The sequence below is a fragment of the Streptoalloteichus hindustanus genome, from assembly GCF_900129375.1.
Taxonomy (GTDB): Bacteria; Actinomycetota; Actinomycetes; order Mycobacteriales; family Pseudonocardiaceae; genus Streptoalloteichus; species Streptoalloteichus hindustanus.
On record NZ_FQVN01000007.1, the window covers coordinates 287,010 to 300,596 of the forward strand.

The following is a 13,587-nucleotide window of genomic DNA, read 5'->3' on the forward strand; positions in this document are numbered from 1 at the left end:
AGGCCGGCCAAGCAAAAGGAGCACTCGTGCGAGCTAGGGGCATCACGTACGACACCGGCTTCACCCCCGGTGGGCGGAGTTCGCGGCCCGTCTTCGACTCCGACGCGGTGAAACGGGAGATGCGTGTCATCGCCGAAGACCTGCACTGCGACGCCGTGCGGATCACCGGCGGTGACCCCGAACGGCTGGCGGTCGCCGCCCGGCACGCCGCCGACGCCGGGCTGGAGGTCTGGTTCTCCCCCTTCCCCTGCGAACTGACCGCCCAGGAGCTGCTGCCGTACTTCGCCGACTGCGCGGAGCGCGCCCAAGAGGTGGGAGCGGACGTCATCGTCACCGGCTGCGAGCTGAGCCTGTTCGCCGCCGGTTTCCTTCCCGGAAACGACAGCCTCGCCAGGATCAGGGCGGTCGCGGACGAAACCCCTGAGGCGTCCGAGGCATCGGCCCGGATCGCCGAGATCGCCGCGAAGTTGGACGCCGTGCTGCCCGACATCGTGGCGACGGTGCGCGAGCGGTTCCACGGCAAGGTCACCTACGCCGCCGGAACGTGGGAGCAGATCGACTGGACGCCCTTCGACATCGTGAGCGTCGACGCCTACGGCGACACCAGCGACGCTTTCCGCCAGGGCGTGCGTGAACACCTCCGACACGGCAAGCCGCTCGCGGCAACGGAGTTCGGCTGCTGCACCTACCGGGGCGCGGCCGAGCGCGGCGGCGCGGGCTGGGCCATCGTCGACCACGAGGCCGACCCGCCCCGCCTCGACGGCGACTACGTCCGCGACGAGGACGAACAGGCCAACCACCTGCGCGAGATGATCGCGGTCTTCGACGAGGAAGGTGTGGACACCGCGTTCTGGTTCACCTTCGCCGGCTACGAGTTCCCGCACCACTCGGACCCGCGCTTCGATCTCGACATGGCCTCCTACGGAGTCTGCAAACTCATGCCCGACGGCAGCCTCGCCCCCAAGCGGTCCTTCCACGCCATGGCCGAGACATACCGGTGAAGCACCACAACGCTGCCCGATGAGCCGACGCACACCGCCGAGCCTGCTGTCGCGCTGGTCGTAGCAGCAGGTTCGGCGGTGCGGAGCCCGACGACGGCCGTTCAGCGGCTCTCGCCAGGAAACCGATCACTGGCCTTCGCCAAATCATCCACAGTGGACGATCAGACCGGATTGGCCGGGCAGTGCGTGTCGGCGACCGGAAGCTTCTGGTCGATCAGGTAGCGGTCGACCGCGCTCCGGGTGCAGTCGTTGCGCTGGTAGACCGCGTGGCCCCAGCCGTCGTAGGTGAGCAGGACGGTGGTGCCACGGGTCTGGCGGTGGACGTTGACCGCCCACGAGTAGGCGCTGACCGGGTCATGACGCGCATTGATCATCAGGATTCGCGGTGCGCCGTCGAGCCGGAGGACGTGCTGGGGGTTGTTCGGCGCGCTGGGCCAACCCGCGCACAGGGCGACCGGATCGCGCCCGGGCGGCAGACCGCGCATGCGCGGTGCCGCCGCGCGCTGGATCTCGGCGAGCCGGGCGAACTCCCGGTACTCGGTCACCCGGAAGCGCCAGTCCTCGCAGAACGTGGCAGCGAACGAGAACTCCCTCGTCTGGCCCGATTCGGTGGCCGCACCGGCAGCGAAGCCGTGGGCCGGCGGGGCGGGTTGGGCATCGATGGTGGCGAGGAGCCGGGCCTGGCCGGGCCAGTCCGGACCCTTGAACTTGCCGATGGTGCGCCAGATCAGCTCCGGCGTGCGGAGCGTGGCGCCGGGCCGGTCGGGGTCGGGCACGCCGCGGTCGGCCTTGGCGAGCACGCGTTCCCACACCGCGGCGACGTCCTGGCCGTGCAGGGCGCACGATTCGGTCCGTGCGCACCACTGCGTGAAACTGGTGAACGAGTCCTCCGCGGTCGCCGCCGACGACGCGACGAACTCGCGGATTCCCAAGCTGTGGTCCATGTTCGCCGAGATCGTCATGGCACGGACGCGGCGGGGGAACAACTCGGCGTACTGCTGGCCGATCAGAGAACCGTAGGAGTGTCCGAAGTAGCTGATCGTCCGTTCGCCGAGCGCCCTGCGGAGGGCGTCCATGTCGCGGGCCACCGAGACGGTGTCCGCGTGGTCCACGACGGGTCCGCTGTGCTTGCGGCAGTCCTCGCGCAGTTCCCGGTTGTAGGCGATGAGCTGGTCCAGTTCGGACTGGTTGGCCGGACTGGTCATGGGCATGCGGGCCAGGAGGTCCGCGGAGCACCGAATTCCCCGGCTCGCGCCGACTCCTCGCGGGTCGAACGCGATGATGTCGAACCGCTCCAACACTTCCGGGCTGTAGTTGCGGACAGCCTGGAACGCCAGCCGCGATCCCGGATCACCGGGCCCGCCCGGGTTGACCATCAGCACACCGATCCGCGCGCCGGTCGCCTTGCGCCGGGCCACGTGCAGCTCGAACGTCTCGGCCCACGGCCGTGCGTGGTCGACCGGCAGCCGAAGCTCCGCGGTCTCACAGGTGACTTTGTCGTTCACCGGGTCGCAGTGCCCAGCGTCGGTCCAGGTGATGGACTGGTGGTTCGGCGCCGCCTCGACGGGACTGGCGGTAAGGACAAGGGTGGCGCCGACCAGCGCCATGCCCAAGGCTTTCATGTGGTCCTTCCGACGTTTCCACGTGCAGAACGCGGGCGTGCCCGCCCGCCACCGGAGCCTGCGACCGAACCCCGGTTCGGGCAACCTCCTGCCGTCAGGATCGGGGAAACCTCAGGGATGATCACTGAGACCAGGTCGGGCTTCCCCTACCGGCCCGGTGGTGTCAGCCCGACCACCACGCCGCACGGCCAGGAGGTGCGGTGCGACGTTTGCCAGTCGCGAACCGCCGCCCGGCTATGGTTGCTCCACGTGACCCACACCAGGACCGAGATCACCGCGGAGCTGGTCCGGGATCTGCTGCGCGACCAGCACCCCGACCTGGCCGATCACCCGGTGGGACTCGGCGCGCGCGGCTGGGACAACCAGTTGTGGCGACTCGGCGAGGACCTCGCCGTCCGCCTGCCCTGGGCGACGCAGTCAGCCGATGCGCTGCTGCGCAAGGAGCACACCTGGCTGCCCACCCTCGCCCCGCACCTCCCCCTGCGGGTCCCCGTCCCACAACGCCTCGGGGAACCCTCCGAACGGTTCCCGCGACCCTGGATCGTCACCACCTGGGTCCCGGGCACACCCGCCGACCTCGCCCCCGCCACGCGCGCTGCTGACGCGGCCGACCGCCTGGCCGCCTTCCTGACGGCGCTCCACCAACCTGCCCCCGACGGGGCCCCCGCCGGCCGCAACCGCGGAGGCCCCCTGGCCGACGCCACCGAGCAGTTCGCCGAACAACTCGCCTCGGCCACCGAACTGGGACTCATCCCCGACCCGGACGCCGTCCGCGCCATCTGGGACGACGCCGTCGCCGCATCCCCCTGGACCGGCCCACCGCTGTGGCTCCACGCCGACCTGCACCCGGCCAACGTCCTCACCGCGGACGGCACCTTCTGCGGCGTGGTCGACTTCGGCGACCTCTGCGCGGGCGACCCGGCCTACGACCTCGCCGCCGCCTGGATCCTGCTGCCGGCCAACGCCGTCGACCGCTTCCACGCCGCCTACCAACCAACCCCGGACGCCGCGACCCTGCGCCGCGCCCGCGGTTGCGCCGTGGCGCGCGCCCTCGCCGGAATCCTCATCGGAGATGCCGGCCTCCGCGGCCGCCCCGGCGGCAAGCCCACCTGGGGTCCACCCGCCCACGCCGCCCTACACCGCCTCCTCGCCGCAGCCCACCGCTGACGGAACCGCCACCTGCTGACGAGAGCGGGAAGGACTCCAGGTTGGCCGAGATCATGTCGTCCATTCCCGAGCTGGAGGTTCTGTGCGATCGCCGCATGGTCGTGCTCCACGGAGAACAGGCCACGGGTGAGTTCGACACCAGCGGTAACCCCGATCCCCTGTTCGCCACCGCTGACGACGCGATCTACGTGTTCAGCGGCGGAAGCCACCACTACGCACGCTTCGCCATCCAGTTGTGGGACAGCGCGCCGCCCCAGAGCAACGAGCCATGGGAGCGAGTCGAGTACGGTCTGGTCACCATGCTGGAGACCCCCGAACACGAGCTGTGGCCGGACGAGCCGGGACCCACTGTGTCCATTGTGGACGCCCAACTTCAGCAGGACTTGACGACGGGAGAAAGGAAGCCTTTCTTCCTCCAGTTCCCCAGTCACGGGCACTACGTCGTCCGAGGGCATGTGCGTGGTTTCGACGAGGCCACCCGGCTACCGGAGGCGACCTATGCTCATGGCGTCGAACAGTGGCTTCTCCAACTGTGGCCCACTGATCAGCAGCCGACGCCCATGCCGCTGCCGCGCACAGGCGCCTCTCTCCCCCACAGCCGCCTTCCTCACGGCTGAAGCACCACCCGGTCCTGGCAACATCGGCCGAGCCGAGTCAGTTCCCTCTCCTCACACCAGTGCCCACCAGAGCAGGCACAGCACGAGGAAGAAGGCGAAGGAACCCAGCCAGCCGAAGAAGCGCGCCAGCCCCAACCTGACTTCCTTGACAACGTCGGGAGACGGCCCCGCGGTCGGCGCCTTCGCGCGCACCTCCTGGAGCTGGCTGCCCAAGTTCCGCTGGTATCGGTTCCCGAACAGGTGATTGAGCAGGGAACCCGCGCCCACGGCCAACCCGACCTCCCTGCCATCAACAAGAACCAGGGACAGCCTCGGGTCAGAGCCGACCCCAGCCACCGCTCCCCAAGGAATCCAGAACCGGGTGAGCCAGTTGGTGACCAGCACTCCGCGCTCGTAGAGCTCCGCCCGGCTGGTCCCCACCACACCTATCAACCACAGAAGGGACGACAAGAACGGGGGCAGAGCGATCCTGTCCACAAGGGACTGTTTCTTCACAACCGCCGAGACTGCGAGGAGGGGCCAGAAGAGAGCCGCGAGCAGCCGCAGCCGCCACGCGACCGTGACGATGGCCGGGAGGGCGACGCCCAACGCCAGCCCGGCGACCAGTTCGACGGCCACGACGCCGAATCCGGTGTCCTGGTTCGCGGCGGTGGCCAGGAACAGCGACGCGGCCGACAACACCGTCCGGGCCGCGACCCCGGACCGCGACACGCTGATGAGCAACACGATCCCGAACGCCAGCACCAGTGCCATGGTCGGCCCCCTCAACACAAGAAACACACCGTCTCCGGACGCGGAGGGGATGTGCCGACCAGACTTCCCGGCGCACCGGGATCACGATGACGCGCGGAACGCCTTTCCCAAACCGCCAGTCGGGTCACCCGCCGAAACCGAGATCACGACCTGTCGGTCCGGTGCGCCGCATTCACTCGTTCAGCACAGAAACGGAGCAGGTCGGAGGTCCCGAGAAAGGCGGGCGGCCACATGTCTTCGTCGGCCGTTTCAGTGAGTCCGTTCGTCGTCCTTGTCACTCGCCCGCCCCAGCGAGGCGGGGTCGCACACGGCGCGGGCCGCGCGCGGCGCACCCCACCGGCCTCCCTTGACTCGCCTGGCAAGTGACTGACCGGCCAGGGCAAACCTGCGCGGCGCGCCATCAGGGCGACTCCAGGGAATCCCGTCGCCGTCAACATCAGACCAACGGGTGAGCCCGTGTCACAGACGCACCCGAACACTTCCACCAGAGAGGTGGCCGGCAATCCGTAGAAGACGCGCCAGAATAACGCCCTCAATCCGTCCTCGCTGGGCTGAAGTCACGAAGATCCCGGGTGGGCCGTGTCAGCGAGAACCGTCTGCTGATGGGATGGTGGTTCGACTCGCGATGCCCGTCGGGTCGACTCCGGGTCGAATCCGGGGCGATTTCGCGGTCTGGAACGGGGAGCCGGAGCCCGGCAGCCGGACCGCGGCGGAACACGCACGCGGTGGCCGGCGCGAAGCGGAGTTCCGGCACGGACCCCACTGTCCGATGTGGAGGATCAACGCCGCTCGGCGTGGACGCAGCGTTCGATCTCGGAGACCGGCAGCGAGCGGCCCCTCGGATGGAGGTACCGGGTGAGGTAGTCGTCGGCGCCCACCTGTTCGCGCTCGGCCCACCCGTGCTGCCGCAGGAGGCCGTCCACCTCCTCGGGGTGAAGACCGAAGCGCCACGCCTGGCGGTCGACCACGAAGTCCCGGTAGAGGGGCTCGGCATCGTAGAGGTAGGTTCCGGCGAGGAAATCCCCTCGGACGTAGGTGAACACCAGGCGGCTTCCGCTGGCCGCCGTCCCGAGGAACCGCAGCGTCCGCCGGACGGCGTCCTCGGTCAGGTACTGGGTCACCGCCTCCCACACGAACACCGCGGCCTGGTCCGCACCGAACCCGTTCCGCGCCAGGCACTGCCCGAGGTCGTCCGACTCGAAGTCGAGCCGCACCAGCGCGACGTCGCGTCGCAGGCTCTCCGGTGTGCCCGCGAGCCTGCGCCGCTTGGCCTCGATGTTCGCCGGCAGGTCGACATCGAACGCGCGAACCCCGTGTTCCGCGGCGAACCGGTGGGCCCGGGTGTCCAGACCGGCGCCGAGGACGACGAGCTGGCGGACGCCCGTCGCGACAGCCTCCCTCACCTTGTCGTCGATGTACCGCTTGCGGCACAGGACACCGCCCCAGATTCCGGGAGCCTTGCGCTCCACCGCCGTGGCCATCCAGTCATGCGCGCCCGGCCAGCGCCCGATCTGCGCCGCGAGACGCAAACCCAGGGGTAAGAGCCGCGACGCCAGCGGGTCGTGCACAAGTCGCTTCTCCACCGGCAGGTACTGCTCGACCGCCACGATGAACATCGGACCCAACGCGGTTCGCGCCGCGGGAGGCTGTCCCATCAGCGAATCTCCTTCCCTTCTCCAGCGAGGTCTCCCGAATCGGTGAGACCTCGCCCCAGACCCTGGCGGGCTCGAAGTGACGCGACGTGGTGCGGCAGGCGGCAAGAGGGTTCGCCCCTGCTCGGCGATGTCAACATCACCGGACGATGTCAACACCACCGGAATCGCACGTGCAGAGCGGACGAAACCTCCTGGAGCGCGCCCTCGCCCGTCGCCAGCTCTCGACGTCTGGACGCCGGACGGGATGTACGGCGCCCTGGCGTCCCCACTCGTGAAAGGACGCAGGAGGAACACGGCCAAAGCAGGACGGTGGCCACGTCGTCGTCGGTCCTGATCCTGACGAGAGGAACGCTCAGCCGGGAGACCGCCCGTCCCGACGGTGATCGGAGCGGGCGGTGTCCGCCTCGTCCGTGACCGTCCAGTTCACGGCGCTCAAGGTGATCCCGAACAGGAGGATGACGACCTGGCACAGTCTCAGCAGGGGTGGCGGCCAGACCCGACGTCGGCACCGCGCTTTCCGTCCGTCCACATGTGACACCGGGTGGCGTGGCCTGCCCTGCTGGCGGTTCACCTCATGCTCCCGGGGATCGGTACGGGACCGTGGAGCACGTCGAACCGCTCCGGGGCAGGAGAGGAGACCGGCGACGGGATCGAGGGGCCCAGGTGAACAGGTGTGAGAGCCAGCTCAGCCCGTGGGGAGGACGCCTCTGACGTTCTCGCGCCGAGGCCGGACGTCGTTGACGAAGCCGACGGACGAGGCATGGGCAACGAGATCAACTCCAGGAGTCGGAACGGACACCCCGCCGACCAGACTTCCCGGCACACCTGACGCGATCTTAACACTCAGTCGTGACGTGGTGCCCCACCGGCCACGCCTTGCGGCAGGCCCCACGTGCCGATGCTCCGCCGGAACGAGCCCACGCCCGACAAGGTCCCGTCAAGATCCGTCGTTTCGGTCACCGGCTCAGCCCCTGCTCGCGCTTGGTGGCACGGAGATCCTCGGTGTCTTGGCGTCTGCCCACGCGGGCCCCGTCGAGGAGTGGTTCGCTGTCCTCCCACCCCAGCGAAGAGATGAACCTGCTTCACCTGGTGAGCCAACCGTTGACCGTCGAGGTGCTGGACGCGCTTCAGGGACAGCCTCTCCCCTGGTCCAGCACTTCGTCGACCACCTCACGCACGCCGTGGTCGCCGACACCACCGAGGAGGACGCCCTCCGTCAGTTGGGCGTGCCCGAGTTCCAGCGGGCGGTGGTGGCGATCGGCGCCAACATCGAGGCCAACACCCTCACCACGTCCCTGCTCGTGGACTTCGGTGTTCCCCGCGTGTGGGCCCGGCAGGACCACGTGGCGCGCCGAGGTTGCGCCCGTTTCCCACCTGGTCGCCCCGATCGTTCTCCTAAGATCGGCACGCATCCGTTGTGGCGCACTCCTCCACCGACGTGCTGGTGGCGCGGTCCTTCGCCTCCGCCGAGCCTGGGGCGTCCACGCCCGGGTTGTTCCACCACGGACGTCCACAGTGGACTACCAGGCGCCCCCGGCGCTGAGAGGGCGGCAAAACACCGTCCTGGGGGGACCGCGCCCACCGCCGACGTCGAGGGACGGTTTCGTCCTCTGTGGACTCCCAGGTGGAGCTCGCCCCCACCGCGTTCAACCCGGGTTCGGGTGCTTCGTCCGCCGGTGGTGGCGGCTGCGGCACATCATCGCGGCCGAGGCCAGCAACGCGGCCGTCGCCGAGGCGACCAGCACGGCGGCTTTGGCGCGTTCCTCGGCCGCGCCGACCAACGACAGTTCAGCGATGAGCAGGCTGATGGTGAACCCGACGCCGCCGAGCAACGCGACCGCCCCCAGGTCCCGCCACGCCAGCCCGTCGGGCCTGACGGCGAAGCCCAGCCGCACGGCGAGGTACGACGAGCCGAGGATCCCCGTCAGCTTGCCCAGCAGGAGTCCGACGACGACCGCGATCGCGACCTGGTCGGTCAGCAGTTCCCGCAGCGCGGGGCCGCCCACCGGCACCCCGGCGGCGGACAGCGCGAACAGGGGTACGGCGAGGCCGGCCGACCAGGGCTGGAGGAGGTGCCGCATCCGCACCGCGGGGGCGTGCGCCTCGCCGGGGTCGGGGCGGCCCCGGGTCAGCATCGCGAGGACCACTCCGGCGATCGTGGCGTGGATGCCGCTGGCGTGGACCGCGGTCCACGTCGCCGCCGCGAGCGGCACGTACACGAGTGGCGTGGTGACGCGCCGGTGCTGGAGAAACCCGTACAGTCCGCTCAGGGCGGCCGCGACGAGGAGCGCGACCAGGTTCAGTCCCTGGGTGAAGACCGCGGCGATCACGATGATCGCTCCGAGGTCGTCGACGACCGCCAGGCTCAGCAGGAAGACGCGGGCGCTTCTGGGCATGCTCGCGCCGGTGATGGCCAGCACCGCCAGGGCGAAGGCGATGTCGGTGGCCACGGGTACCGCCCACGCCCGCTCGGCCCCCGGGGTGCCCGCGCTCACCGCGAGGGCCAGCAGGGCCGGGGCGACCATGCCGCCGACCGCGGCGATCACCGGAAGCGCCGCCGTCCTGGGACCGGCCAACTCGCCGGCCACGAGCTCCCGCTTGAGTTCCAGGCCGGCGACGAAGAAGAACACGGCCAGCAGCCCGTCCTCGATCCAGGACGCGACGCTCAGGTGGAGGTGCGCCAGGTGGGGGCCGACCTCGAAGGAGAACAGGGCTTGGTAGGAGTCCCGCCACGGGGAGTTGGCCCACAACAACGCCAGTGCCGTGGCGGTCAGCAGCACCAGCCCGCCCACGGTCTCGGTGCGCAGGTAGCGCGCGAGTTCGCTCACGGTGGTCGTCGGACGATCACGCAAGGCCATCATCTCCGGGAAACGGGTCGGCGGCGGCTGTTGCCGACCAGACTTCCCGGCGCGCCCTGACGAGACCTTAACACCCGAACGAGCAAGGGAAACTCCCCGAAAACCGGGACATACGGTAGTGGCCATCCCAGGTCCGCCCCGGTTGGTCTCCCGGGTGGCGGCCACCCGAACCAGCGATCGCTGGTACAGAGAGCAGCCGGGGAGGATGTGCGCCAGACCTGATCCGTGCCACGGGGAGCCTCACTCGTCACCACGTCAGCGACCTGGGCCGCGACAAGGACTTCCACGCCGCTGCCGCACAGGTGGGCCGGCACATTTCCCGCACCACAAGGGGAATCGTGCTGGCCGTGGACGTCGCATGTGGTTGTCGTCGAGGTGGACGTGGACGCTGCCGATGACCGCCGGGCAGGTCGGCGAAGAAGTGGCCACTGGAGTCCACAAAGGACACATTTGTCGGGCCCCGGAAGAAGCGCGCGGGGGCGTCGACCTCCGCAGCGCCCGTCACGGGCGGGCATCCGGGGCGTCTCGTCGCAGACGGGCGCGCAGCGTGGCGGCGAAGTCCTCGGCGGGCGAGTTGGACGCGCAACTTCTCCACCTGCTCGGCGGCCGCCCGTTCGTAGGTTCGCACCCGTGCCAGAAGAGCGTCCCGCTCCCCGGTGTCCACCCTGACCGCTGTCACGGTGGCGGCCGGGATCGCGGTGCCGACAGTGGGCGACAGGGGCGCGCTGCCGGCCTCTCTGCCCACCCCGGGCCTGCCCGACGTGCCCTTCACCCCGGACGCCCTGACCACCATCGCCCCCTACGCGTTCGCGATGGCACTGGTCGGCTTGATGGAGTCGCTGATGACGGCCAAGCTGGCCGACGAGATCACCGACACCCGCTCCAACAGGACCCGCGAGTCCATCGGCCAGGGCATCGGCAACATCGTCACGACCGCCACGGTGATCACCGTGACGGCGGTCTCCCCGGCGGGCATCCGCCTGAGGGTCCTCGGGGCGATGGAGTGCCAGTCGAAGGCCGCGAACGACACCATGACCATGACGTCGACCAGGGCGGCCATCGGGATGTGGTGGTGGCCACCCACAACCTCGCCGTCGGCGTCGTCGTGGGCTCGGTCACCGCCGTGGTCATCTTCGCCAGGCGCGTCGCCCACCTGGCCGAGGTCACGGCCGTCACCGACCCCGACGGCACCACCGTGGTCTACCGGGTCTCCGGAGAGCTGTTCTTCGCCTCCTCCAACGACCTGGTCGGCCAGTTCGACTACGCGGGCGACCCGGAGAAGGTCGTCATCGCTCTGTCCGCCGCCCACGTCTGGGACGCCTCCTCCGCGGCCGCCCCGGACGCGATCGAGACCAGGTACGCCCAGCGCGGCAGGACCGTCGAGATCACCGGCCTCAACGCCCCCAGCGCCGAGTTCCACCGCGGGCTCAGCGGCGAACTCACTCCCGGCCACTGACCACCGCGGGCGTGTTGCCGAGAGCTCCGGCTCCGAACGGGCGTGGTCTCCACAACCGGGGAGGAACGCGTCGCGGGGGCGGCTGGGCCTGGCCGAGGTTCCCACCGCAACCGCTCCCGGCTCGTCGCCACGCGTGCGGGGTCGCGCCGGTGGTGGGCATCGCCTCGCGTTTCCACTCGATCGGTCGATAGCCTTCCACCATGACCGAGATGCTGACGCCGACTCCCGATGACGCCTTCGCGATGTTGCTGGCCGGCAACCGGCGTTTCGTCACCGGCTCACCAGAGCACCCCAACCAGGACGCCACCCGCCGCACGGAGACCGCGCCGGCCCAGGCGCCCTTCGCGGTGCTGTTCGGGTGCTCGGACTCCCGGCTGGCCGCCGAGATCATCTTCGACCGCGGGTTGGGCGACCTGTTCGTGGTCCGCACGGCCGGGCACGTGGTCGGCTCGGAGGTGCTGGGCAGCATCGAGTACGGGGTGAGCGTGCTGGACTGCCCGCTGGTCGTGGTCCTGGGCCACGACTCCTGCGGGGCCATCGCGGCTGCCCGCGCCGCCGCCGACGGCGGCCGCGCGCCGGCCGGGTTCGTCCGGGACGTCGTGGAGCGGGTGACCCCGAGCGTGCTGGCGGCCCGCGCCCGCGGGTGCGACCAGGACGAGGAGATCCTCCACGAGCACATCCGACACACCGCCGACCTGCTGCTGGACCGCTCCCGCGTCCTGTCCGAGCGGGTCGCCGCCGGTCGTCTCGCCGTGGCGGGTCTGTCCTACCGGCTGGTCGACGGCAGTGCGCAGCTGGTCGCCGCCCACGGCCTGAGCGGAACCGCTGCCCCCGCACGCTGACGCCCGCAGCCGACCGTCGTTCGGGGGGCCCGCGCACCGCTGGAAGCACACCAGGGGTGCGCGGGCCCCCGGACGCGCCGGGTCCCGCATCGATGGCGGCGCCCCCTTCGCTGACCCACCTCGCCACGCTCACGCTGCCGTCACAGCCGTGGCTCGTCGCTCCTCGCCGACCAGGTCGGGGAAGGTGGCGAACGGACCAGTGCGAGGATGGCGAGAGTGACGGCAACAACCAGTGACATCGAGAAGGCGGCCGGGGTGCTGCGCGCCGGAGGCCTGGTGGCCATCCCGACCGAAACTGTCTACGGTCTGGGCGCCAACGCCGAGGACCCCTCCGCCGTCACACGCGTCTTCCAGGTGAAGGGGCGCCCGCCATCCCACCCGCTGATCGTCCACATCGGCGGTGTCGAGCACCTGGACGCCTGGGGCGAGGACGTGCCCGCGACGGCGCGGCTGCTGGCCGAACGCTTCTGGCCGGGGCCGCTCACGCTGGTCCTGCGGCGCGGTCGCCGCGCGCCGCTGGAGGTGACCGGCGGCCTGGAGACGGTAGCCGTGCGCGTGCCCGACCACCCCGTCGCTCTCGCGCTGCTCTCGACCTTCGGCGGTGGTGTCGCGGCCCCGTCCGCCAACCGCTTCGGCTCGGTCAGCCCCACCACCGCCCAGCACGTCCGCGTGGAACTCGGTGACGCCGTCGACTTCGTGCTGGACGGCGGCCCCTGCGAGGTCGGCGTCGAGTCGACCATCGTCGACGCCACCGGCGACACCCCCAGCATCCTCCGGCCCGGCGGGGTGACGCGCGAGGACCTCGAAGCGGTGCTCGGACGCCCGCTCGCGGTCCCCGCGACCAGCCGCGTCCGGGTGCCGGGCCAGCACCCGTCGCACTACGCGCCGCGTGCCCGGGTCGTCCTGGTCGAGCCCGAGAAGGTCATCGCCGAAGCGGAGCTCGCCCAGGAACTCGGGCACCAGGTGGGCGTGTTCGTTCCCCCCGCCCTCGCCGACACCGTGGTGAAGGCGCACGCCGTGGTCACGGTCCCCGGTTCGATGGCCGCCTACGCACACGGGCTGTACGGGTTCCTGCGCGAGCTCGACCAGCGGGGGTGCGACCTCATCATCGCGTCCCTGCCGGTCGAGGAAGGGCTGGGACTCGCGATCGCCAACCGCCTCCGCCGCGCCGCCGGACCCCGCCCCTCCTGATCACCGAGTACCGACACCGTCCGGTGTTCCGGCCGGGCCACGCCAACCTGGACGGCAGAGGCGTTGAGGGTGATCCGGACCGTGCCGTTGCCCGGGTAGGCGCCCAGCAGCCAGTTGGGCTGCGCCGGGGTGAAGGTCCGGCCGAACAGGCCCCACACCAGCAGACAGGCAGAAACGCAAGCCGCTCACGCGTTCCCAGCGTGCTCACCGGACTGCCGCCCAACCTGCTGAACACTGCGCAACAGCCACTCCGACCGTCCCGCCCGCGATCAGCACCAACACGTGCCGGACGAGGCCAACCTCGGCCAGCAGCACGTCGACCGGGTCCGAGTGGGCAGCCCCGGGCAGCGGCCGCAGTCCCGCGGGCTCTCTGGACCGGTGCGTGCGCCGGGCGTCGCGCTGGGAGGCGCCGGGCCGGCGGGTCG

At 70.6% G+C, this 13,587-nt stretch carries 9 protein-coding genes and 2 pseudogenes; 7 read left to right on the forward strand and 4 right to left on the reverse strand.

The window, feature by feature from the left end; genetic code table 11:
- Window positions 1-26: 26 nt before the first annotated feature.
- Window positions 27-1,001 (forward strand): hypothetical protein, encoded by a 975-nt coding sequence (locus tag BUE43_RS22945; RefSeq protein ID WP_073486703.1) that lies wholly within the window; start codon window positions 27-29, stop codon window positions 999-1,001.
- Between the two features lie 161 nt (window positions 1,002-1,162).
- Here BUE43_RS22945 and BUE43_RS22950 read toward each other — a convergent pair whose 3' ends face one another.
- Window positions 1,163-2,623 carry an alpha/beta hydrolase gene (locus tag BUE43_RS22950; protein ID WP_083960040.1) on the reverse strand — a complete coding sequence of 487 codons (1,461 nt, stop codon included), beginning with the start codon at window positions 2,621-2,623 and terminating at the stop codon, window positions 1,163-1,165.
- Window positions 2,624-2,872: 249 nt separating this feature from the next.
- Between BUE43_RS22950 and BUE43_RS22955 the strand changes: the two genes are divergently transcribed.
- A complete protein-coding gene (locus tag BUE43_RS22955) occupies window positions 2,873-3,790 on the forward strand; it encodes an aminoglycoside phosphotransferase family protein (RefSeq protein ID WP_073486883.1) in 918 nt (305 codons plus the stop codon).
- A 41-nt stretch (window positions 3,791-3,831) separates the two neighbouring features.
- Complete coding sequence (locus BUE43_RS22960) at window positions 3,832-4,407, forward strand: hypothetical protein (protein ID WP_073486705.1); 576 nt, start codon at window positions 3,832-3,834, stop codon at window positions 4,405-4,407.
- 51 nt (window positions 4,408-4,458) lie between these two features.
- On the opposite strand, the gene BUE43_RS22965 is transcribed toward BUE43_RS22960, so the two are convergent.
- Complete coding sequence (locus tag BUE43_RS22965) at window positions 4,459-5,160, reverse strand: hypothetical protein (RefSeq protein WP_143174327.1); 702 nt, start codon at window positions 5,158-5,160, stop codon at window positions 4,459-4,461.
- A 779-nt stretch (window positions 5,161-5,939) separates the two neighbouring features.
- Window positions 5,940-6,815, reverse strand: coding sequence for a class I SAM-dependent methyltransferase (locus tag BUE43_RS22970; RefSeq protein WP_073486709.1), 876 nt, complete (start codon window positions 6,813-6,815; stop codon window positions 5,940-5,942).
- 857 nt (window positions 6,816-7,672) lie between these two features.
- Between BUE43_RS22970 and BUE43_RS35655 the strand changes: the two are divergent.
- Window positions 7,673-8,143, forward strand: a pseudogene (locus BUE43_RS35655) (NAD-binding protein); the annotation flags it as partial.
- 318 nt (window positions 8,144-8,461) lie between these two features.
- Here BUE43_RS35655 and nhaA read toward each other — a convergent pair.
- The gene (nhaA, locus tag BUE43_RS22980; protein WP_083960043.1) at window positions 8,462-9,676 is read right to left on the reverse strand and encodes a Na+/H+ antiporter NhaA; all 1,215 of its coding nucleotides are present in this window, start codon (window positions 9,674-9,676) and stop codon (window positions 8,462-8,464) included.
- Between the two features lie 662 nt (window positions 9,677-10,338).
- On the opposite strand from nhaA, the pseudogene BUE43_RS36025 reads away from it, so the two are divergent.
- The 3 genes and pseudogenes from BUE43_RS36025 to BUE43_RS23005 all read left to right on the forward strand — a co-directional run.
- Window positions 10,339-11,129: pseudogene (locus BUE43_RS36025) on the forward strand (SulP family inorganic anion transporter); the annotation flags it as partial.
- Between the two features lie 200 nt (window positions 11,130-11,329).
- Window positions 11,330-11,971, forward strand: coding sequence for a carbonic anhydrase (locus BUE43_RS23000; protein WP_073486713.1), 642 nt, complete (start codon window positions 11,330-11,332; stop codon window positions 11,969-11,971).
- A 207-nt stretch (window positions 11,972-12,178) separates the two neighbouring features.
- Window positions 12,179-13,162 carry an L-threonylcarbamoyladenylate synthase gene (locus BUE43_RS23005; RefSeq protein ID WP_073486715.1) on the forward strand — a complete coding sequence of 328 codons (984 nt, stop codon included), beginning with the start codon at window positions 12,179-12,181 and terminating at the stop codon, window positions 13,160-13,162.
- The last annotated feature ends 425 nt before the right edge of the window (window positions 13,163-13,587 follow it).